The 21,460-nt window shown below is 38.5% G+C and carries 20 protein-coding genes; 16 read left to right on the plus strand and 4 right to left on the minus strand.

Annotated features, from left to right (window positions below):
- The 3 genes from ACNKXV_RS01640 to ACNKXV_RS01650 all read left to right on the plus strand — a co-directional run.
- On the plus strand, window positions 1–787 hold a 787-nt coding region (locus ACNKXV_RS01640), incomplete at its 5' end, for a 2,3,4,5-tetrahydropyridine-2,6-dicarboxylate N-succinyltransferase (RefSeq protein WP_417905952.1).
- A gap of 12 nt (window positions 788–799) precedes the next feature.
- The gene (locus ACNKXV_RS01645) at window positions 800–1,846 is read left to right on the plus strand and encodes a glycosyltransferase family 9 protein (RefSeq protein WP_417905953.1); all 1,047 of its coding nucleotides are present in this window, start codon (window positions 800–802) and stop codon (window positions 1,844–1,846) included.
- Window positions 1,846–2,904, plus strand: coding sequence for a CDP-glycerol glycerophosphotransferase family protein (locus tag ACNKXV_RS01650; RefSeq protein WP_417905954.1), 1,059 nt, complete (start codon window positions 1,846–1,848; stop codon window positions 2,902–2,904). The genes ACNKXV_RS01645 and ACNKXV_RS01650 overlap by 1 nt, the downstream gene beginning before the upstream one ends.
- A gap of 3 nt (window positions 2,905–2,907) precedes the next feature.
- On the opposite strand, the gene ACNKXV_RS01655 is transcribed toward ACNKXV_RS01650, so the two are convergent.
- A complete protein-coding gene (locus ACNKXV_RS01655; protein ID WP_417905955.1) occupies window positions 2,908–3,663 on the minus strand; it encodes a lipopolysaccharide kinase InaA family protein in 756 nt (251 codons plus the stop codon).
- Between the two features lie 86 nt (window positions 3,664–3,749).
- Here ACNKXV_RS01655 and ACNKXV_RS01660 point away from each other — a divergent pair, with 86 nt between their 5' ends.
- From ACNKXV_RS01660 to ACNKXV_RS01690, 7 genes are all read left to right on the plus strand, one after another.
- A complete protein-coding gene (locus tag ACNKXV_RS01660; protein WP_417905956.1) occupies window positions 3,750–4,826 on the plus strand; it encodes a glycosyltransferase family 4 protein in 1,077 nt (358 codons plus the stop codon).
- 3 nt (window positions 4,827–4,829) lie between these two features.
- On the plus strand, window positions 4,830–5,924 hold the full coding sequence (locus tag ACNKXV_RS01665; RefSeq protein WP_417905957.1) for a glycosyltransferase family 4 protein: 1,095 nt from the start codon (window positions 4,830–4,832) through the stop codon (window positions 5,922–5,924).
- Window positions 5,917–6,486, plus strand: coding sequence for an L-threonylcarbamoyladenylate synthase (locus tag ACNKXV_RS01670; RefSeq protein ID WP_417905958.1), 570 nt, complete (start codon window positions 5,917–5,919; stop codon window positions 6,484–6,486). Before ACNKXV_RS01665 ends, ACNKXV_RS01670 begins: the two co-directional genes overlap by 8 nt.
- 3 nt (window positions 6,487–6,489) lie before the next feature.
- Window positions 6,490–7,929 carry a CCA tRNA nucleotidyltransferase gene (locus ACNKXV_RS01675; protein WP_417905959.1) on the plus strand — a complete coding sequence of 480 codons (1,440 nt, stop codon included), beginning with the start codon at window positions 6,490–6,492 and terminating at the stop codon, window positions 7,927–7,929.
- 58 nt (window positions 7,930–7,987) lie between these two features.
- Entirely contained in the window at window positions 7,988–9,013 is a 1,026-nt protein-coding gene (locus ACNKXV_RS01680) for a COX15/CtaA family protein (protein WP_417905960.1), read from the plus strand.
- 24 nt (window positions 9,014–9,037) lie between these two features.
- Complete coding sequence (locus ACNKXV_RS01685; protein WP_417905961.1) at window positions 9,038–9,550, plus strand: IS1096 element passenger TnpR family protein; 513 nt, start codon at window positions 9,038–9,040, stop codon at window positions 9,548–9,550.
- A gap of 79 nt (window positions 9,551–9,629) precedes the next feature.
- Window positions 9,630–10,688, plus strand: a complete 1,059-nt coding sequence (locus tag ACNKXV_RS01690) for a nucleoid-associated protein (protein WP_417905962.1) — start codon at window positions 9,630–9,632, stop codon at window positions 10,686–10,688.
- A gap of 60 nt (window positions 10,689–10,748) precedes the next feature.
- Here the strand turns inward: ACNKXV_RS01690 and ACNKXV_RS01695 are convergent, their stop codons facing one another.
- Entirely contained in the window at window positions 10,749–11,813 is a 1,065-nt protein-coding gene (locus tag ACNKXV_RS01695) for a hypothetical protein (protein WP_417905963.1), read from the minus strand.
- A gap of 94 nt (window positions 11,814–11,907) precedes the next feature.
- Here ACNKXV_RS01695 and ACNKXV_RS01700 point away from each other — a divergent pair, with 94 nt between their 5' ends.
- The 4 genes from ACNKXV_RS01700 to ACNKXV_RS01715 all read left to right on the plus strand — a co-directional run bounded on the left by ACNKXV_RS01700 (window position 11,908) and on the right by ACNKXV_RS01715 (window position 17,113).
- Window positions 11,908–12,813 carry an ABC transporter ATP-binding protein gene (locus ACNKXV_RS01700; protein ID WP_417905964.1) on the plus strand — a complete coding sequence of 302 codons (906 nt, stop codon included), beginning with the start codon at window positions 11,908–11,910 and terminating at the stop codon, window positions 12,811–12,813.
- Window positions 12,813–13,649: an ABC transporter permease gene (locus ACNKXV_RS01705; protein WP_417905965.1), complete on the plus strand. Its 837-nt coding sequence runs from the start codon at window positions 12,813–12,815 to the stop codon at window positions 13,647–13,649. The genes ACNKXV_RS01700 and ACNKXV_RS01705 overlap by 1 nt, the downstream gene beginning before the upstream one ends.
- Window positions 13,650–13,797: 148 nt before the next feature.
- Window positions 13,798–15,801 carry an excinuclease ABC subunit UvrB gene (gene uvrB / locus ACNKXV_RS01710; RefSeq protein ID WP_417905966.1) on the plus strand — a complete coding sequence of 668 codons (2,004 nt, stop codon included), beginning with the start codon at window positions 13,798–13,800 and terminating at the stop codon, window positions 15,799–15,801.
- A 91-nt stretch (window positions 15,802–15,892) separates the two neighbouring features.
- A complete protein-coding gene (locus ACNKXV_RS01715; protein WP_417905967.1) occupies window positions 15,893–17,113 on the plus strand; it encodes a hypothetical protein in 1,221 nt (406 codons plus the stop codon).
- A gap of 54 nt (window positions 17,114–17,167) precedes the next feature.
- Here ACNKXV_RS01715 and ACNKXV_RS01720 read toward each other — a convergent pair whose 3' ends face one another.
- Entirely contained in the window at window positions 17,168–17,611 is a 444-nt protein-coding gene (locus tag ACNKXV_RS01720; RefSeq protein ID WP_417905968.1) for an Hsp20/alpha crystallin family protein, read from the minus strand.
- Between the two features lie 186 nt (window positions 17,612–17,797).
- Here ACNKXV_RS01720 and ACNKXV_RS01725 point away from each other — a divergent pair, with 186 nt between their 5' ends.
- Together ACNKXV_RS01725 and ACNKXV_RS01730 are read left to right on the plus strand one after the other, a co-directional pair.
- Complete coding sequence (locus ACNKXV_RS01725; RefSeq protein ID WP_417905969.1) at window positions 17,798–19,090, plus strand: DUF2254 domain-containing protein; 1,293 nt, start codon at window positions 17,798–17,800, stop codon at window positions 19,088–19,090.
- A gap of 2 nt (window positions 19,091–19,092) precedes the next feature.
- Window positions 19,093–19,329 carry a DUF1456 family protein gene (locus tag ACNKXV_RS01730; protein WP_417905970.1) on the plus strand — a complete coding sequence of 79 codons (237 nt, stop codon included), beginning with the start codon at window positions 19,093–19,095 and terminating at the stop codon, window positions 19,327–19,329.
- Window positions 19,330–19,415: 86 nt separating this feature from the next.
- Here the strand turns inward: ACNKXV_RS01730 and ettA are convergent, their stop codons facing one another.
- Complete coding sequence (gene ettA, locus ACNKXV_RS01735; RefSeq protein ID WP_417905971.1) at window positions 19,416–21,107, minus strand: energy-dependent translational throttle protein EttA; 1,692 nt, start codon at window positions 21,105–21,107, stop codon at window positions 19,416–19,418.
- Window positions 21,108–21,460: the final 353 nt, after the last annotated feature.

Raw genomic sequence — 21,460 nt, forward strand, 5'->3', positions numbered from 1 at the left:
GGCCTGGGATAACCGAGACCTGTTACAAGAAACTGAAACTACAAATGCCATAAGAGAAGTGATCGAACTTCTTGACAAGGGTGAACTTAGGGTAGCCGAGCCGGTTGCAGACGGATGGCAGGTGAATGAATGGGTAAAAAAAGCAGTGGTATTGTATTTTCCAATTCAGAAAATGGAAACCCTGGAAGCCGGGATTTTCGAATACCACGATAAAATTCCTTTGAAGACAGGATATAAAGAAAAAGGCATTCGTGTGGTACCAAATGCTGTAGCTAGACATGGCGCATATATATCTTCTGGAGTTATCATGATGCCGAGTTATGTAAATATTGGAGCTTATGTGGACGAAGGGACAATGGTCGACACATGGGCTACTGTAGGTAGTTGTGCCCAAATTGGAAAAAATGTGCATCTTAGCGGGGGTGTCGGAATTGGTGGAGTATTGGAACCACTTCAGGCTGCTCCGGTTATTGTAGAAGATAATGCCTTTCTTGGATCCCGAAGTATTGTGGTGGAAGGTATTCGAATTGAAAAAGAAGCCGTGCTTGGTGCCAATGTGGTATTGACCGCTTCAACCAAGATCATTGATGTTACCGGAGATGAACCTAAAGAATTTAAAGGTTATGTACCTGCAAGATCTGTAGTTATTCCGGGAAGTTATACCAAAAAGTTCCCTGCCGGAGAATTTCAGGTTCCCTGTGCACTGATTATTGGAAAGAGAAAAGAAAGCACCAACAAAAAAACATCACTTAACGACGCTTTACGTGAATATAACGTAGCTGTTTAGTAAAATTTAGATTTGAAGATACTTGTAATACAAATGAAAATGATTGGGGATGTACTAACATCCTCAATCCTGTTTGAAGCCCTACGTAAAAAGTATCCTAAAGCCCAGCTTAACTATCTTGTTTACGATCATACTTTCGCGGTTGTTCAAAACAACCCGTTTATAGACCGTATTATTTTCTATAATAAAAGCCAACGATTTACCACACTTGTAAGGGATATTAGAAAAGGAAAATATAATGTGGTGATCGACGTGCAATCGAACATTAAAACAAGCCTACTTTCAGCAATATCTGGCGCTCCGGTCAGGATCGCCTATGATAAATTTTATACCCGACCGGTATCAAATCACGTCTTTAGCCGAAAAATTGAAGCTAAGACCAATGCCGGTGCTGCCATAGAAAAGAGATTAAGATTACTGTCTCCACTTTCTGCTGAAATTCCGGCAGAAATAAAACCGAAAATTTATCTGAAGGAAGAGGAAATTACAGCCGCCAGACATATTCTCGAGGGTTATGGAATTGATCTTTCAAAAAAACTCTTTATGATAGGTGCTTTGGGCAGCAACGAAAAGAAAACCTATCCGCTTGCTTATATGGCCAAACTCCTGGATCAGATTGCAGAAAGAACAAATGCGCAGTTAATTTTCAATTATATCCCCTCTCAAAGGACAGAAATTGATGAGCTAATGGGCTTTTGTAAACCTGAAACCCGAAACAACATCCACCTGAATGTTTATGGCACCAGTTTAAGACAGTTCTTAGGACTGGTTTCACACTGTGATGCTTTGATTGGGAATGAAGGCGGAGCTGTAAACATGGCCAAAGCTTTGGACATCCCGAATTTTGCCATCTTTTCTCCGGCGCTTGACAAAGCTAACTGGAATATGTACGAGGATGGTAAACGCTATGTCTCAGTTCATCTTAAAGATTATAAGCCGGAACTGTTTGAAGGCAAAGCTGAAAAGCAACTTAAAAGTGACTGGAATAGACTTTACGCCGAATTCAAACCGGAATTATTAGAAAATGACCTGAATAATTTTTTAATTAACAATTCCTGATGAATTACCGCTTCCTTATATATATCAACCATGCCTATGCGATTCCCATTGGGAGTCCCCTACAGCAAGAAATTATAAAAAGAGGCGATACGGTAAAGTGGTTTTCAGGAATGCCCGGTCCAAACAAACTGTTTCCTGAAAATGGAGTCCTGTTGGATAAAATTGAGGACGCGATTGAATATGAACCGCATATAGTTTTAACTATAACAGATACTGTTCCCGATTTTCTTCCCGGATTAAAAGTGCAGGTTTTTCACGGTTTTCCCGCGAACAAACGAAAAGGAACAGACCAGTTTACCATCCGCGGTTTTTTTGATCTTTACTGTACTCAGGGACCCTCCAGCACCGGCCCTTTTAGAGAACAGCAAAAGAAATATCGAACATTTGAGGTAATTGAAACGGGATGGTCCAAAATGGATCCATTATTTCCTTTGAATTCGCAACGCAATGAAAAGCCGGTAATTCTCATTTCTTCCACTTTTACCAAACAATATAGCCTGGCTTTAAAAGAGGAGGTTGTAAAGGAAATTGAAAGATTGTCTCACACCGGGAAGTATCGCTTCATGGCAGTTTTACATCCAAAACTCGATAAGACTATCGTAGAAAAATTTAAAAGCCTCGAAAACGAGAACTTCAGATTTTATGATACCACAGATCTTATCCCGCTTTTTAAGGAAGCCGATATTATGTTTTCTGATACCACTTCAGCCATCATAGAATTTCTGATTCAGCGAAAACCGGTGGTTACTTTTCAAAACAATATGCCCGGACCTTATCTAATTGATATAGATCAGGTTTCAGAAATTGAAAATGCTTTTGACAAAGCCCTTGCCTATCCTGAAGAACTGATAAAGGAAATTGATGAATTTGCCCAATACTCTCATCCTTATTCCGATGGTAATTCAAGCAAACGTGTAATTGAAGCCTGTATAGAATTTCTGCATAAAGACAAGTCTTATCTAAAGGACAAACCTTTAAACCTTCTGAGAAAATATAAAATAAGGAAACAGTTGGGACATTGGTCGCTTAAGAGCTTCAACAAGGCTCCTAAACTTTAGCCTTTATTTTTTCCAGAATTTCAGTTTTTTCTTTAATCGCTTTTTTCGATGAAATTTTTCCTGAAACTGGTTGGTATAGAACCACATCTTTTCAAAAACCTCAGTTTTGGATTTATCGATTAGTTTTGAATATTCATCGGCCATTACCTCGATCATTTCCTTTTTTGGTGTAAGCCTGGAGAAATTTAGCATTCTTTCTTCAAAAGTGAGCTCCTTAAAATTCATTCGGTTAAGGTCCACCAGATAAAAGTCGTAAGCATCACCGTTACGAATTATAAGCGTATTCCCCGGGGAATGATCAAGAAACTGAACCTGGTTTTGATGCAGTTTATAGGTAAACCTTGTAAAAGCCCGAAGAATATTTTCATGATCCGGATACTCAGGTTCTGTTACCAGTTCCCGAAATGTAAGATCATAGGCTAAATGTTCACTCACGTAAAAACTGCGTCCAAAAGTTAAACCCTGAGGCTCTTCAGCATAGGCTACAGGATCTGGCGTTCCAATTCCTTTGGTTTTTAAAATAGAAGCATATTCAAAAGATCTTTGTGCTTTTGATTTTCTAAAAAAACGGTAGACTACTTTATTTACAAGATTAGGTACACGAAATGCTTTCACATTGAAATCCCGGCCATTAAGCTTGAAGATTTTCAGCTTGTTTCTGCTATCTTTTATCGTCTCGCCACCGGAATGAAAACTTTCCAGAACCGGAAGTATTTCAGAGCTTTTCGATTCATAGTCTTTTGCGAAGTGTACCTGCATATGGCAAAATTAGAATAAGCCGGAGTATTACAAAACAAATACAATTAAATAAATTATCTTCGAAACCGATTTTTAAAGCTTTTCCCATGTCATCCCAACCTCGCATCTTTCTGGAGTCTCATCACTTAAAGAACCAATGCACCGGTTTTGGCCAGTTCAATTACTGGCTGATCAAAAAACTTTCTGAACAGAATAAGGACTATAAACTTATTGTAAACGCAAAAAAGCGTGAATACCTTTCAGATTTTAAAGATGTGACTTATCATCGTTATTTTCCTGTTTCGAGATATAAACCATTCCGTACATGGAAAAAATATGAGCTATGGCATTCGTTAAATCAGAATACCAAAACGGAGCCTCGTTTTAATATTCCGTATTTGCTGACTATCCACGATGTGATCCTGATGGAACAACATAATCCATCCCGGGATGATAAGAGCTGGATACATATCAACGAGAAAATAGAAAGGTCCAATATGATCACCTATATTTCTGAATATGCAAAAAAAACCACCAACCATTATTTCGACATTCCGTCGCATATAGAACAAAAAGTAATCTATAACGGAAATCCGGTAGAAGCATTACCTGCTATTAAGAATATTAAAACCGAAGTCGATATAAATAAACCTTTTCTATTTAGCATAGGTCAATTCATGGAAAGAAAAAATTTCCATGTGTTGTTGCCAATGATGGAAAAACTTAAAGATTACAATCTTGTCCTCGCCGGAAATAATAATAAAGAATACGGGGAGATGGTGAAGCAGCAGATCGAAAAATACAATTTACAGGACCGTGTTTTCCTTGTTGGAAAAATTTCTGAGGAAGAAAAGCATTATTATCTCCAAAATTGTGCTGCTTTTGTATTCCCTTCCTTATTCGAAGGTTTCGGCTTACCTCCAATTGAGGCCATGGCTTATGGGAAACCAATATTTATGTCCAATAAAACCTCTCTCTCGGAAATTGGTGGTGATGATGCTTTTTATTGGGATAATTTTGATCCGGAATCCATGCTAAAGGTTTTTGAAAATGGAATGAATGCAGTTTCTGAAAATAAAGCTGCCTGGGAATCTAAATTAATAACCCGGGCTAAATCTTTTAACTGGGACAAGACAGCTGCAGAATATTTAGAAGTTTACGACAGGATTTTAAGGAATTCCTAATCTATGAAAGTACTCCACGTCTCTGCCGCCAAAAACTGGGGAGGTGGTGAAAATCACCTCCAGAATTTGTGTACAGAGCTGAAGGGTGCAGAACATTTTGTGTTATGCTCCAAAGGATCTGAAGTACAGAAAAAACTTCCAGTTTTAAGAATTAAAACAATTGCAGCAGCTCTGCCGGTGAAATTCGATCCAAGATACATCCGCAAGCTTATAAAAATTTGTAAACGAGAGAAGATCGATCTTATTCATATACATGATACAACCGCCCTTACCCTGGCGATCATGGCTACTAAAATTTCCGGGAAATTACCGCCATATATATTGAGCAAAAAAACATCCTTTCCCATTAAGCAAAGGAAACAGACTTTATATAAATACAATCATCAGCAAATTAAGAAGATCCTCTGCGTATCTGAGGTAACTAAAAAGATTACTGCCGAGGCTATAGTTGATCAAAGTAAACTGGTAACGGTTTATCATGGTACAAAGATTCCGAAGGACAGTTCTGCGGCATTTGATCTGAGAAAAAAATATAATATTCCATCTGATAGTATTTTAGTAGGAACAATCGCCAATCATATCCGGGCAAAAAATCTGGATACCTGGGTAGACACCATAGATCATTTGGTGAATACTTTGGGCCATAAAAACTTCTACTTTCTGGAAATTGGGAATATAACTGAAAGAACAGCTGATTTTGAACGAAAACTGAAGGAAAGAAAATTGGAAGCCTATTACAAATTCACAGGCTTTATCCCCGACGCCTCTGCCCTTATCCCGCAATTTGATATCTCCCTCATGACTTCTCAAAGCGAAGGAATCCCTCAATTTATCTATGAAAGTTTTTATTACAAAGTCCCGGTAGTCTCCACAAACGTTGGTGGAATCCCTGAAATTATTGAAGAAGGAAAAAATGGTTTTTTATCTGAATCACATAATGGCAGGTCGCTGGGAGATAAATTAGTAATTTTGTCGAAAGATCCGGAAATGCAAAAAGAATTTACCGCGATCTCTTATAAAAAGTTAGTTGAAAATTATACTACAGTAAAAATGGCCAGTGATACTTTGGCGCAATATAAAGAAGTGCTTTATGGATAAAATTCAGGAAGAAGTAAGAAATTGTCTCGATGTAATTAAAAAAGGTGGAATTATTCTTTACCCAACAGATACGGTTTGGGGAATTGGTTGCGATGCAACTAATGCTGAAGCCGTGGATAAGGTGTACCGGTTAAAGAAAAGAGAGGAATCCAAAGCCTTGATATGTCTGGTTTCTAATTTTAAGATGCTGGAACAGTATGTTGAAGAAGTTCCGGAGATGGCTTACGATATCCTTAAGCATGCTCAAAAGCCAACCACTGTGATATATGATAAACCAATTCGCATTGCCGAGAATTTGGTTAGTGAAGACGAAACATTGGGAATAAGAGTGGTAAGAGACACTTTTTGCTCAGACCTTATTAAAAAAATGAAGAGGCCTTTGGTTTCAACATCTGCAAACATAAGTGGGGAGCCAACTCCTCAAAGTTTCGCTCAAATATCTCCGCAAATTTTAAAAGGTGTAGACTATGTAGTAAATTTGCAGCGTTCAAAAAAATCACCTCGACCATCAGCAATTATCAAGCTGAGTAACGACGGACAGGTGAAAGTGATACGCAAATAGAAGATGCCGAAATACCACAATTACCGCAAAGCTTTACATCATAAAATATTCAATATAATATCTGAAGCAGCAGATGAACTTGCTGTGGATGCATATGTAATTGGCGGTTTTGTACGAGACCATATCCTTGAAAGAGGGGAACCAAAAGATATTGATATAGTTGCCGTGGGCAGCGGGATCGAACTGGCCAGAAAAGTATCTGATAAACTTCCCAACAAACCAAAAGTCCAGGTTTTTAAAAATTTTGGAACGGCCATGTTGCGTGCAGATGACATGGAGATCGAATTCGTTGGCGCCCGCAAGGAGAGCTACCGTAAAGATAGCCGTAAACCAATTGTGGAAGATGGCACTCTGGAAGATGACCAGAATCGAAGGGATTTCACCATTAATGCACTTGCTTTAAAGTTAAATGAAGATGGATTCGGTGATTTATTAGATCCCTTTGACGGCTATCAGGACCTTAAAAACAAAATAATTAAAACACCGCTAGATGCGGATATCACCTATTCTGATGATCCGTTAAGGATGTACAGAGCAATCAGGTTTGCAACTCAACTTAACTTTATGATCGAAGCCGATTCTCTGGCGGCGATCAAAAGAAATAATGAGCGTATAAAGATCATTTCCAGAGAGAGGATCATGGATGAGCTTAATAAGATTTTATTAAGCGACAAACCATCCAAAGGCCTTGCTTTACTTTATAAAACCGGTTTACTTGAGAAGATCCTTCCGGAATTGACTGCCTTACAGGGCATCGATGAGGTGGAAGGTCAAACTCACAAAGACAACTTCTGGCATACGCTCGAGGTGGTGGATAATATTTCTGAAAACACAGATGACCTTTGGTTACGATGGTCGGCGTTATTGCATGACATTGGAAAAGCACCAACAAAGAGATTTCATAAAAAAATAGGCTGGACTTTTCACGGACACGAATTTGTGGGTGCTAAAATGGTGTATAAATTATTTAAACGCCTTAGACTACCACTAAACGAAAAGATGAAATTCGTTCAAAAAATGGTGCTAATGAGTTCCCGCCCTATTGTGATCGCCGATGATAGTGTTACCGATTCTGCGGTGCGTAGATTGATATTCGATGCAGGAGATCACATAGAAGATTTGATGACTTTATGCGAAGCAGATATTACGACCAAGAATCCAAAACGTTATAAGAAGTATCATAATAACTTTAAGCTGGTTAGACAAAAGATCCAGGAAGTGGAGGAAAGAGATCATGTGCGTAATTTCCAGCCACCGGTAAGTGGTGAGGAGATCATGTCTACTTTTGGAATTAAACCAAGCCGGGAAGTAGGCCTTATTAAAGATGCAATAAAGGAAGCAATTCTTGAAGGTGACATCCCTAATCAATACGAGCCTGCGAGAGATTTTATGTTGGAAAAAGGCAAGAAATTAGGCCTTACACAGGTTGAAACCAATTCCTAAGTGTAAAACATTAGCTCCATATTAGTGTAGACCCAAAACCACCTAAGCCGGGAATAACATGTATCGAAAATTTGTAAAAATATCTCTTATTCTTGTTTATCTGGTGATCATAGCCGGTGCGGTAGTTCGAATGACCGGTTCAGGAATGGGTTGCCCGGACTGGCCTAAATGTTTTGGTTATTATATACCGCCTACTGAAGAAACTGAACTTCGTTTTCAACAGGACAGAACTTATAAAAAAGGCCAGGTAATAATTATAGATGAGTCCCTCAAAGTAGCTGCAAAAGATTTTACTTCGGGAGAGAGCTTTGATGAAACCAATTGGGAAAATTACACCAAACACGATTATGCAATTTTCAATCCCACGCATACCTGGGTCGAATACATAAACAGATTATTTGGAGCTCTGGCAGGCTTTGCTGTACTTATTATGGCCTTCTTATCCTTCAGGAAAAGAAAAGTAAAAAAACAGATTCCTATACTTTCAATTATTTGCGTATTCCTAATGGGATTCCAGGCATGGCTTGGTGCGACCGTGGTATATTCAGTTTTAGCTCCGGCAAAGATCACCATTCATATGGTTATGGCTTTTGTGATCGTGGCACTACTCCTCTACCTCCTTTATATTTCAAAGGAAAAGAAAGTAGAGCAATTTAAAACCTCCACCTTTAAGAATTTAATCATCCTGGCCGTTATAATGACGCTCTTTCAGGTGATTTTAGGAACTCAGGTGAGACAATTTGTAGATGAACAGGTTAAGAGCTTAGGTTATGAAGTCAAAGATCTATGGCTCGCTCAGCCATCGGTAATGTTCTATATACACCGTTCATTTTCGATTATCGTTTTGCTTGTCAATGCCCTACTATGGTGGAACAACAGGCAGCTAAAACTGAAATTGAATAAAATAAACATGGTAATTTTCCTTATTCTTCTGGAAGTTGCAACCGGTATTGCTATGTATAATTTTGATTTTCCATTCCTTTCTCAACCCTTACATCTTGTTATAGCTTCGGTGTTGTTTGGTTATCAGTTTTACCTGTTAATGGAAACTATTTATGCCCAAGAGAAGATTAAAAAATCGTAACTTTGCCCTCCAAATTTTTTAGATATGGTATATAGATTTCGAGTAATTCTCGACGCTCAAGAAGATGTATTCAGAGACATAGAAATACTTCAGGAAAACACTATGGAAGACCTGCATAACTCTATTGTTCAATCCTTTGGATTTGACGGGTCTGAGATGGCTTCCTTTTATATTAGCGACAATGAATGGAATCAGGGCGAGGAAATTCATCAGTTTGATATGAGCGGACAGGATGATTCGATCAAATTAATGAACGAAACCAGATTGGACAGTATCTTATCTGAATCTCAAACCAAGCTTATTTACGTATACGATTTCTTAAAGATGTGGACTTTCTTCGTGGAGCTTGCCCAGATCGCCGAAATTGAAGAAGGCAGAGATTATCCTAATCTTATGTATGTTCACGGGCAGATCCCGGAAAATGCTCCGGAAAAGGAATTTACCGGCGAAGATGAAGGTCTTTTGAACGGTGATTACGACGATAATTATGACGAAGATGGGTATGAAGACTTTGATTTCGACGAGAACTGGAATTAATAAATCTTTATAACTCTTCTGAAAGCTACTTTCAGATCTAAAATATTTCAACTTTATTTAGGCAAAACTTCAGAGATAAATGATCAACCTTTTTAATGCTCAAATTGAATCGCTTTCCATTCACCGTGTAGGGAATAAAAATCGCGGGGAAAACATATTTCTTTCAGCTTCAACTTTTCACCTGAATGATGAAATCAAACCTCTTATTAAGGAATATTTTCTGAAACCATTTCGTGAAAAAGAAGAATCTTACTATAGGTTTACCCATGATACCGATATTGAATTCAATGAGCTTTATGATTTATCGAATAAAATTTTCAATGATCCCTATAATACTCACGAGTATTCAAAAAAGATAGCTACTCTTTTATATGAGCAGTCCACACATCCGCACATCAAAAGTGGAGAAGTGTATGTGGTATATTTTGAAGGGATGCAGCTCGACAACGAAAAGGTTCCTGCAATTGGGATCTTTAAGTCTGAATTAAAACATGATTTCCTTCAGTTCGAACAGAAACAGAGCAATCTGGAAATGATCGTGCAGCAAGGGGTTAACCTTCAGAAACTTGACAAAGGAGCCATCATTTTCAACAAGAATCAGGCAGAAGGTTACAAGATCCTTTCCGTAGATTCAAACCGATACGATACTAAATACTGGCTTGAAAATTTCCTTGGGGTAGATGTACTTGCAGATGAGAACTACTTTACCAAGAACTACCTGAATTTTGCCAAGAACTTCGCAAAAGACGTGGTGCTTCCAGCTGAGGACAAAAAGCAGGAAGTAATGTTCATGAACCGTAGTATGGACTATTTCGCCAAGAACGATGATTTCGAGGAGTCAAATTATATAAATTCTGTGATCGACAACCCGGATCTGATTCCTGAATTTCAGAATTATAAAACCGAAAAAGCTCCAAAATATAAAGTAGAGGATCTTACCAGTTTCCCTATTGCGAATAAAGCAGTGACCGAAGCGCGTAAGAAGATCAAAAATGTGATCACTCTTGATACCAATATCCAGATAAAAATGGATTTTGTAAATGCTGAATCTGCTGAAAAATTCGTGGAAAAAGGATGGGATGAAGAAAAACAGATGTATTACTATCTGGTTTACTTCAATAAAGAAGAAAAAAAGTAAATTCTACCAGATAAAAATATTTAAAAGCGAAGCGGTCTTAACAGATTCCTTCGCTTTTTTTTATTCCAACATGCGCTGCATATTTATATTTTCGTAATTTCTTCTTACGAAATCCAGAGCAGTTCTTAAGATCTGCCCCATGGTGCTGGCTCTTTTAAACTTCATATCCTTGGAGAAGGCATAAAGATCGTTCCGCAGTTCCTTTACATTGTCTTTGGTGGAAACATGATCATTAATCATACATCTTATCAATTCCTTATATCGGCTTTGGGTATTGATCATTCTCTTGGCCAGCAACGAACGTTCTTCTTTCCGGTATTGTTCAATAGATGATTCCTCGAGTTTATCTGAAACCAGTTTCACCATCTTATAGTTTTCCTTAAAAAATTGTGGGCGATATACTTTTAGATTCCCTTCAAAACACTGCTGATCAAAATCTATTGCTCTTATCTGATATTCCACATGATCAAAATCATGCGTCGGGATCACTACATAATTATAGGACCTCATATCACCCAGTAATCTCACCGTACAGCGCTCATTGAATTTCACAAACTGCTTGGCGATCTGGGTTTGCGCCCGCAGGTCACATTGAGGTAGATGATCTTCAATAAAAACATCACCTGGAATCCCCGCTATATGTTCTTCAATAAGAGTATCCTTATAAACCAGAAAGTTGATCCGGTGTGGGGATAGCAGGTGTTCAAATTCAAGTCCGTACAATCGGGAAGCATCCGCTTTTTTTACATAGAAATAGGTAAAACTATCGTTAAGTATATTTCTAACCTTTACCCGGAAAGGCTTGGAATTACCAAAGGTGCAGTAATCAATGGCATCAACATTTAGATAGTTAAGGGAATCGTCACTACCATCTGAATGCAGGATGGTATAAACTTTCTTTAAACTATTGTCGATCTCGATACGTTCATGATCGGGATAATAACAACGCACCCAAAAGGTGTCCTCATCATGCTGATCATACACTACTATGGAACCAGAAAATCGTAAGAGGTCATCGTAAAAAACAGGGATTTTGGTATTTCGGTTATATTTCGCGAGATATCTGTTGAATCGTTCATTTACCGGAAAGGCCGGTTTTTTCTTTGACATCAGTTTCTCTTCCATAAAAATCCTCGTTTTTCTCAAAAATAAGGTTATTTAAACAAAAGCTGTAACAAAAACCTAACTTAGTCAACACATATCAAACAATTCATCGATCTTGGAAACAATCTTAAGTCTTAATAATCTCACTAAAAAATACGGAAAAGTTACTGCGGTAAAAAACCTGAGTTTCGAAATTACCCGGGGAAATGTTTACGGAATTCTTGGACCTAACGGTAGTGGTAAATCAACTACTCTGGGCATGATCCTGAATGTGGTGAATAAAACTTCAGGAGATTTCAAATGGTTTGAGGGCAACTATACTACTCATGAAGCTTTAAAAAAAGTGGGCGCTATCATCGAGCATCCAAATTTTTACCCTTACATGACTGCGGAGCAAAACCTTGCGCTGGTTTGCAAGATAAAGGGAACAGTAAAATCAAAAATTCAGGAAAAACTGGAAATTGTAGGCCTTCTGGATAGAAAGGACAGCAAATTCAGAACTTTTTCCTTAGGAATGAAACAGCGATTAGCCATCGCTTCTGCCCTGTTGAATGACCCGGAAATCCTTATTCTGGATGAACCAACAAACGGCCTGGATCCTCAGGGAATACATCAAATAAGAGAGATCATTAGAAATATCGCGGCCGGCGGAACCACTATTCTGCTTGCATCCCATTTATTGGATGAAGTGGAAAAAGTATGTTCTCATGTAGTGATCATTAGAAAAGGCGAAAAATTATACAGCGGACCGGTCGACGAGATCGTAAGCAGTCACGGATTCTTTGAACTTAGAGCAGCCAACATGACAAATTTGAAAGAATTATTGAGGCAGCATCCAAATATTGGAAAGATAGTTACCAAAGAGGAAACACTTACTGCCTTTTTAAATGAACCTATGGAAGCTGAAGAAATTAACACCTTCTTATTCCAAAAGGGCCTTTCACTTTCCTACCTGAACAAACGAAAAGAAAGCCTGGAAGAGCAATTCCTTCAATTAACCAATAAAATCGCTGATAAATAATGTTACGACTCCTCGAAATAGAATATAATAAACTACGATATAGTCGGTCAGCCAGAATCCTGATCATTACTTATTTTATCCTGATCACGTTCATCGCTTTAATTGCTTCCATTGAATTTAATCTGGGAGCCATCCAGTTTCGTGTTGCCGATCAGGGAATTTTCAATTTCCCATATATCTGGCATTTTAATAGTTATATCGCCTCCTTGCTGAAGATATTCTTAGCCATTGTGATCGTTTCCATGATGTCCAATGAGTACAGTAATAGAACCATAAAACAGAATCTTATAGATGGGTTAAGCAAAAAGGAGTTTATCCTTTCCAAGTTTTTAACTGTTCTGGTATTTTCAGGTATTTCTACCATATTTCTGTTTGTAGTAAGCATCATCCTTGGATATTCCTTTTCAGATTTTACTGAGTTTTCAATTGTGGTTTCAGATCTTGAATATTTACTCGCCTACTTTGTAAAACTTACCGGGTTCTTTGCCTTCTGTATGTTTTTAGGGGTATTGGTCAAAAGATCGGCTTTTGCTTTAGGGTTTCTGGTGGTTTGGGCGATTTTCGAAAGTATCCTATACGGGATCTTAAACTTCAAAGTCTTCAAGGGTACCGATATTGCCACTAATATTATGCAATTTTTCCCTTTGGAATCTATGAGTAACCTTATCATAGAACCGTTTTCGCGCTTAAATGCAGTACAGGCAGCTGCGACTCAAATTGGCGGCGAACTGGACAAAGATTATGGGATACACTGGTATCAATTAGCCATCGTGATTATCTGGTGCATCATCTTTGTGTATTTGTCTCTGCTGATTTTACGTAAACGGGATTTATAGGGAACATTTTCATAATGGGTACAACGAGCTGTTTCTACTTTAATGAAGCAATTCAACCACCTGGACACATGTTAGATGAATCCTAAAAAATTGATTTCGGTCTTATTATTGCTTAATTTCGTGGAGCCAGGAAAAGAAACCCAACTACATGAAATTCAATATCCAATCTGATTATAAACCTACAGGAGATCAGCCCAATGCTATAAAGCAGTTGGTAGCCGGCCTTAATAAAAATGAGCAATACCAGACACTTCTTGGGGTAACCGGGTCGGGTAAGACTTTTACGGTGGCCAATGTAATTGAAGAAGTTCAAAAACCAACTCTGGTCCTGGCCCATAACAAAACCCTGGCAGCTCAATTATATTCAGAATTCAAGCAGTTCTTTCCTGAAAATGCTGTTGAATATTTCGTGAGTTATTATGATTATTATCAACCTGAAGCATTTATTCCAACTTCGGGAACCTATATAGAAAAAGATCTTTCCATTAACGAGGAGATCGAAAAATTAAGATTAAGCACTACCTCGTCCCTTTTAAGCGGAAGAAGAGATGTGATCGTTATCGCCTCCGTTTCCTGTCTTTATGGTATTGGTAACCCCGTGGAATTTAAAAAGAACGTGGTTTCCATCGAAAGGGATATGGAGATCTCCAGAACCAAATTTCTACATAGCCTGGTACAAAGTTTATACTCAAGGACGGAAGCTGAATTTTCTCATGGAAACTTCCGAATTAAAGGAGATACCGTGGATGTTTATCCAAGTTATGCTGATAATGCCTTCAGAATTCACTTTTTTGGAGATGAAATTGAGGAGATTGAAGCCTTTGACCCCGGGACCAATGATATCATTGAAAAATACGAACGCCTGAATATTTATCCGGCAAATATGTTCGTTACCTCGCCGGATGTTTTAAAAGGTGCTATTCACCAGATCCAGGATGATCTGGTAAAACAAGTGGATTACTTTCAGGAAATTGGAAAAACGCTTGAAGCAAAACGCCTGGATGAACGTACGAATTTTGACCTGGAAATGATCCGCGAGTTAGGTTACTGTTCCGGAATTGAGAATTACTCCAGATATCTTGACGGCAGATTACCAGGAACCAGACCTTTCTGTCTTCTCGATTACTTCCCTGATGATTACCTGATGGTAGTTGATGAAAGTCACGTTACTATCCCACAGGTGCACGCCATGTATGGTGGGGACCGGTCCAGAAAAGAAACGCTGGTGGATTACGGATTTAGGCTACCTGCAGCCATGGATAACCGTCCATTGAAATTTGAAGAATTTGAAGCTCTTCAAAATCAGGTGATTTATGTGAGTGCCACTCCCGCAGATTATGAACTTCAGAAATCTGAAGGAATCTATGTAGAACAGGTTATTCGCCCAACAGGATTGCTGGATCCTATTGTTGAAGTTCGCCCAAGTCTTAACCAGATCGATGATCTTATCGAAGAAATTCAGATAAGGGTTGAGAAAGACGAAAGAATTCTTGTGACTACGCTAACTAAACGAATGGCGGAAGAACTGGCTAAATACCTTACCAGAATTGACATTAGATGTCGTTACATACATTCAGACATCGATACCCTGGAACGAGTTGAGATCATGCAGGATTTAAGAAAAGGGATATTTGACGTGCTAATTGGTGTAAACTTATTAAGAGAAGGTCTTGACCTTCCGGAAGTTTCATTGGTTGCGATTATTGATGCAGATAAGGAAGGTTTTCTAAGAAGTAACAGGTCTCTTACGCAAACGATTGGACGTGCTGCACGACATGTGGACGGGAAAGCCATTTTATATGCAGATAAGATCACTGACAGTATGCAAAAGACTATTGATCAAACCGAATACCGCCGCCAGAAACAGATGGATTACAACAAGGAGCATAATATCACTCCTACTAAACTAGTGAAGAAATTCGATAGTGCCTTGATCAAGGAGAAACTTGATATTTACGATGAAGAATCACGACCAGATCTTAAAGCTGCTGAAGCGGAAGCGAATTATTTAACCAAGCCACAGATAGAAAAGAAGATCCGGGAAAAGCGAAAAGCCATGGAAACCGCCGCTAAAGAACTTGACTTTATGATGGCTGCAAAACTGAGAGATGAAATTAAAATGCTTCAGGAAAAAATTAGTGAAATAGCTTAATATTAACAAGTTAGGTTTTTAAATTTTGTTATATTTATTTCATCCTAAACATTTGATCCCTGCTCAAATGACAAACCTAAACTGTTTGTCGATGAAAAATTTTTATGCTTTTTTGAGTCTTTGGCTCCTGAGTTTTGGCCTATGGGCGCAGGTAGGGATTGGGACTTCTGAACCTAAAGCGCAGCTGGATATCGTTGCTACCAGCAGGAACAACCCATCAGTCATTGATGGACTTCTCATCCCCCGTCTGGATAAATTCCCGGAGCAAAATCCAGGTGCAGATCAGCACGGTTTACTTATTTTCTTAGCCCAGAACGTTATAAATTTTAATTCCGGTTTTTATTTCTGGAACAGCCTGGAAAATAAATGGAAACCTCTTACTTCAGAAGTATCCGGCGGTAATTTCTATAAACCCGGCTCCACAATAAACCCGAACAATATTTCGGAACCTATTTACAGAGATGGAAATATGGGGATTGGAACAGACCAAATAAGCTCAAGACTGCAGGTGGCGATCCAACCGGGGAAAGATCTTAGTTTAAAGAAGGGATTTGAAGTCGACAATGCTAATTCAGCCACAGATAACCTTACCACCTATGGAATTGTAAACGACAACCGCAGCCAGACTAACGGAAATAAATACGGTATTAAGTCGAATGTTGGTGGCGTGGGAACCGGCATTCATTATGGATTTTTTAATGAAACTTATCAAAATACCGGCACTAATGATATTTACGGAATTTTTAACCGGGTTGGAAGAACCTTTGGAGCGAAGAGTAATAACTACGGAATCTACAATGAGATTGGGACCATACAGGGAGTTGGCAATATCTACGGGATTTACAGTATTGCCACAGGAGATAATAACAGCAATGTATATGCAGGTTATTTTGCTGGCAGAGTTGGGATTGGAAGCACACCGGAAACCGAATATGTATTACCTGCTAACCGCGGCACCGAAGGCCAGGTAATGACCTTAAATGCCGGTGGGCAGGCCAGCTGGGCCAATGCAGGATTTCAGAATTATTCATCAACTACCAGTTCAACCGGAGATTTTCCTATTGGGGATGAAGTGGGCACCTTAAGGATCAATAATCAGATTTCTGGGTTGATACTCCCAGCATCTGCTGCCAATAAAGGCCGAATAATTAGATTGATCAACTGGCCGGGAAACTCAGAAAAGCAATTCATTTTTACAGGTGGAGATGATCTTTTCGATCCAAGAACCAATGCTAAAGTCACCAGCATAAAAGGAAGTCAGGTTTTTACCATTCAAAGTGCAGGAAATAGGTGGATACTACTAAGTCAATAAAAAAAGCGCTCCATAGAGCGCTTTTCGGCATTAACTAATCAAACTACATTCAGGTTAAGAGATTTCGATCAATCTTTTTGGCTGAACTCTTGCTTCTTCTTTTTTAGGAAGACCAATCTCCAAAACTCCGTTATTGTACGAAGCAGAGATTTGAGAACTATCTACAGAATCTGGTAAACTAAAGGCTCGTTTAAAGTTGGTGTAACTAAACTCCTTTCGGGTATATCTACCTTCATCGTCTTTTTCCTCGTTTTCCTTCTTCTGCTCAGAAGAAATGGTGAGCACATCGTTATCTAATTCAATGCTAAAATCTTCTTTAGACATACCGGGTGCGGCAACCTCCACTTTAAAATTGTCTTCAGTTTCCATAATGTTCACCGCTGGTATACTGGTTCCAATACTATTTACATTGGTAGTCCCTCCTAACCAATCGTTTTTAAACATATCATCAATTACTGATGGTAACCAACCTGTTTCATTTCTTGTTATTAGACTCATAGCTATATATTTTTAAGTTATTACTTTTTGTTTTCACTTAATTTTTAGCAATTCAAATACCAATTTTAAAATACTGTCATTTTGTCTGTATTTCCATTTATTTTAATGCCTTTTTGTCATTTTCGTTTTTTCCGAAATAACTGTACGGTTAGGAAGCTTTATGTAACTTTAAATTAAAATTATTAGATGAAGCAATTTTTCAATCGCAGCATATCTTTCTTCAACGTACTGGAAAGTAAGATTGCCTTTTACCCCACCGTTTTTGCTTTCGCAGGCTTCAATTTTGCTTTTATAATGCTGTATCTGGAAAATTTAGGAGCTTCCAGATACCTTATAGAACACATTCCCGTACTGGTGGTGGATAATGGTGATACAGCCATGACCATTTTAAGTTCCCTTATAGGTGGTTTGATCTCCATGGTGGTTTTCAGTTTTTCGATGGTAATGCTTTTGCTGAGTCAGGCTTCCAGCAATTTTTCACCCAGATTATTACCCGGGTTGATTAGTGACCGCAGGCACCAGATAATTTTAGGGATCTATTTATTTACCATCCTGTATTGTATTTTTATTCTTTTCTCCATTCAGCCTACCGGTGATGAATATCAAATTCCGGGATTTTCGGTCTTACTTGGAATCCTGCAGACGGTTTTCTGCATCTATGCTTTTATCTACTTCATTCATAACATCTCGCAGAGTATTCAGATTAGCAACATCCTTCAGAATATTGCTGAAACTGCGGAAAGGCGATTAAAACAACTCATCGATCAGGAAGAAAAACAAATTGATGATTTTCCAGATTCAGCAGACTGGTATGAATACCATAGTAATAGAAGTGGTTATCTTCAAAACATATCATTTACCAACCTTGTGGATATTTGTATTGCGAATGAAATAAAAATTCACATCTTACCTGTTAAAGGGATGTATGTACTAAGTGGCATTCCTCTATTTAAAGCAAATAAAGAACTTGATGAGGAAGACGTAAAACGTATTCTTTCCAACTTTAATTTTTCGAGGGAAGAACTGGTTGCAGATAACTATGTGCTTGCATTTAAACAGATTACTGAAATAATTGTGAAAGCAATGTCACCGGGGATCAATGATCCGGGAACAGCTATTAATGGAATTGATTATCTAACAGAACTGCTGGCACTTAGAATGAAAAAGAAAGATACCAGCGTGATTCTAAGGGATAATGAAACTTATATTAAGCTGAATACTATAGATTTTGTAGATCTTTTGTATAATATCATGGCTTCTATTCGCACATATTGTAAACATGACATAACTTTGGTGCAGAAATTATTGCTGATGTTCTATTATTTGAAAAAACAACAGGCAAATGATTCAAAGTATACAAAATACCTTCAAAAAGAAGCAGAAAATTTATTGATCGACGCGAGACAGGCAATAGATAACGAAGACGATCTTGAAAAAGCGACAAAATTAGCTACTAAATTCAACTTACAAATAACTTAAACATGGCTTTAAGCAATAATGACATCTTCAAAAAACTAAGAGTGGCCCATAAATTAACCAATGATGATATCGTGAAGATATGCGAACTGGTTGATTTTAAAGTTACCAAAAGCGAGCTGGGAGCGATCTTTAGAAGAGAAGATCATGAAAAATATATGGAATGTGGAGACCAGTTTTTACGAAATTTCCTGGACGGTCTAATTATCCATCTTCGTGGTCCAATGCCGAAGAAGAAATAACTCTTTAAGGTGTAGGCAAAAATTAAAAAAGGAGTGCGATTATATGATTGCACTCCTTCTTATTTTGAACTGGTATTAACAGGTAATTATCTAACCAGTTTCTTGTATTTAATACGCTTTGGCATAATATCACCACCAAGGCGTTTCTTTTTATTCTCTTCATAATCTGAGAAACTTCCCTCAAAGAAATATACCTGAGAGTCACCCTCGAAAGCAAGAATGTGTGTACAAATTCTATCCAGGAACCAACGGTCGTGAGAAATAACCACGGCACAACCGGCGAAGTTATCCAGACCTTCTTCCAGGGCACGTAGCGTATTAACATCCAGGTCGTTGGTGGGCTCATCGAGTAGCAATACGTTTCCTTCTTCCTTCAATGTCATTGCAAGGTGAAGCCTGTTTCTCTCTCCCCCTGAAAGCATGCTTACTTTCTTATTCTGCTCGCTTCCGCTAAAGTTGAATCGACTTAAGTACGCTCTTGAATTAACCTGACGACCACCCATCATGATAAGCTCCTGCTCATCACTAAAGTTTTGCCAGATCGTTTTTTCAGGATCAATGTTCGAGTGACTTTGATCTACATAAGAAATCTTCGCGGTCTCTCCTACCTTAAAACTTCCCTTATCCGGCTTTTCTTCTCCCATGATCATTTTGAAGATAGTGGTTTTACCGGCTCCGTTAGGCCCGATTATTCCAACTATTCCCGCCTGTGGAAGATTAAATTTAAGGTCTTCATAAAGCAGTTTATCACCAAATGCTTTGCTTACACCATCAGCTTCGATCACATTCGTACCTAAACGGGGACCGTTAGGAATGTAGATCTCCAGCTTCTCGTCCATTTGCTTTTGATCCTGACTAAGAAGTTTATCGTAATTTTTAAGCCTTGCTTTTTGTTTGGTCTGTCTGCCTTTTGGGCTCATCCTTGACCACTCAAGCTCGCGCTCTAAAGTTTTCTGTCTTTTACTAGCCTGTTTTTGTTCCTGTGCCAGTCTCTTGGATTTTTGATCCAGCCATGAAGAATAGTTCCCTTTCCATGGAATTCCTTCTCCTCGATCCAGTTCCAGGATCCATCCCGCTACATTATCAAGGAAATAACGGTCGTGGGTTACGGCGATCACAGTTCCTTTATATTGCTGAAGGTGGTGCTCCAACCAGTGCACAGATTCTGCATCAAGGTGGTTGGTAGGCTCATCCAGTAATAAAACATCAGGCTCTTGAAGTAGCAATCGGCATAATGCAACCCTTCTTCTCTCTCCTCCAGATAATACTGCGATCTTCTTATCGGGTTCCGGAGTTCGAAGTGCATCCATAGCAATCTCTAACTTCGTATCTAATTCCCACGCATTGCTGGCATCGATCTTATCCTGAAGTTCAGCCTGCTTGTCCATGAGTTTCTGCATCTTATCTGCATCCTCATAAACCTCTGGAAGGCCAAACATATCATTGATCTTATTATATTCATCTAGGATCGCAACCGTTTCAGCCGCGCCTTCTTTTACCACTTCAAGTACAGTTTTCTCTTCATCCAGTTCCGGTTCCTGCTCAAGCATTCCCACACTGTAATTTGGTGAAAAAACCACATCACCCTGGAAGTTTTGATCTTTCCCTGCGATGATATTCAATAAGGTAGATTTACCGGATCCGTTCAAACCAAGGATCCCGATCTTCGCACCGTAGAAGAAACTTAGATAGATATTTTTCAAGACAGGAGTGTTGGCCTTTGGGAAGGTTTTGGTCACTCCAGACATTGAAAAAATTACTTTTTTATCGTCTGACATATATTTCTATTTTTTGCTTTAATAATTCCGGACTGCAAATATCTTATATTTTTCACACAATTCAATTATCTCTATCGCCTAATAATCTCTGAATGAACCACAGGAGGGAAATTGCTGGAGAAGATTAATTCACAGATTCACTTCACCTGGAAAGAGATAGACCGAAGGATCTCAAAAGACAGTTTTGATACCCTTCTTCAAAGCTATAACCCGTAACCTATAAATTTTTATTAAGGCTTAACAACTGAAGAATTCCCGTGTTTTTGTATTTTAGCCCAGAGCCATTTCTGAATAAATATTCACAAAATTTATTCAGAAATACGATTAATTTAAAATTAATCACATGAAAGTAG

Origin of the sequence: Christiangramia aquimixticola (assembly GCF_048285835.1) — a bacterium.
In the GTDB taxonomy this organism is placed as follows: domain Bacteria; phylum Bacteroidota; class Bacteroidia; order Flavobacteriales; family Flavobacteriaceae; genus Christiangramia; species Christiangramia aquimixticola.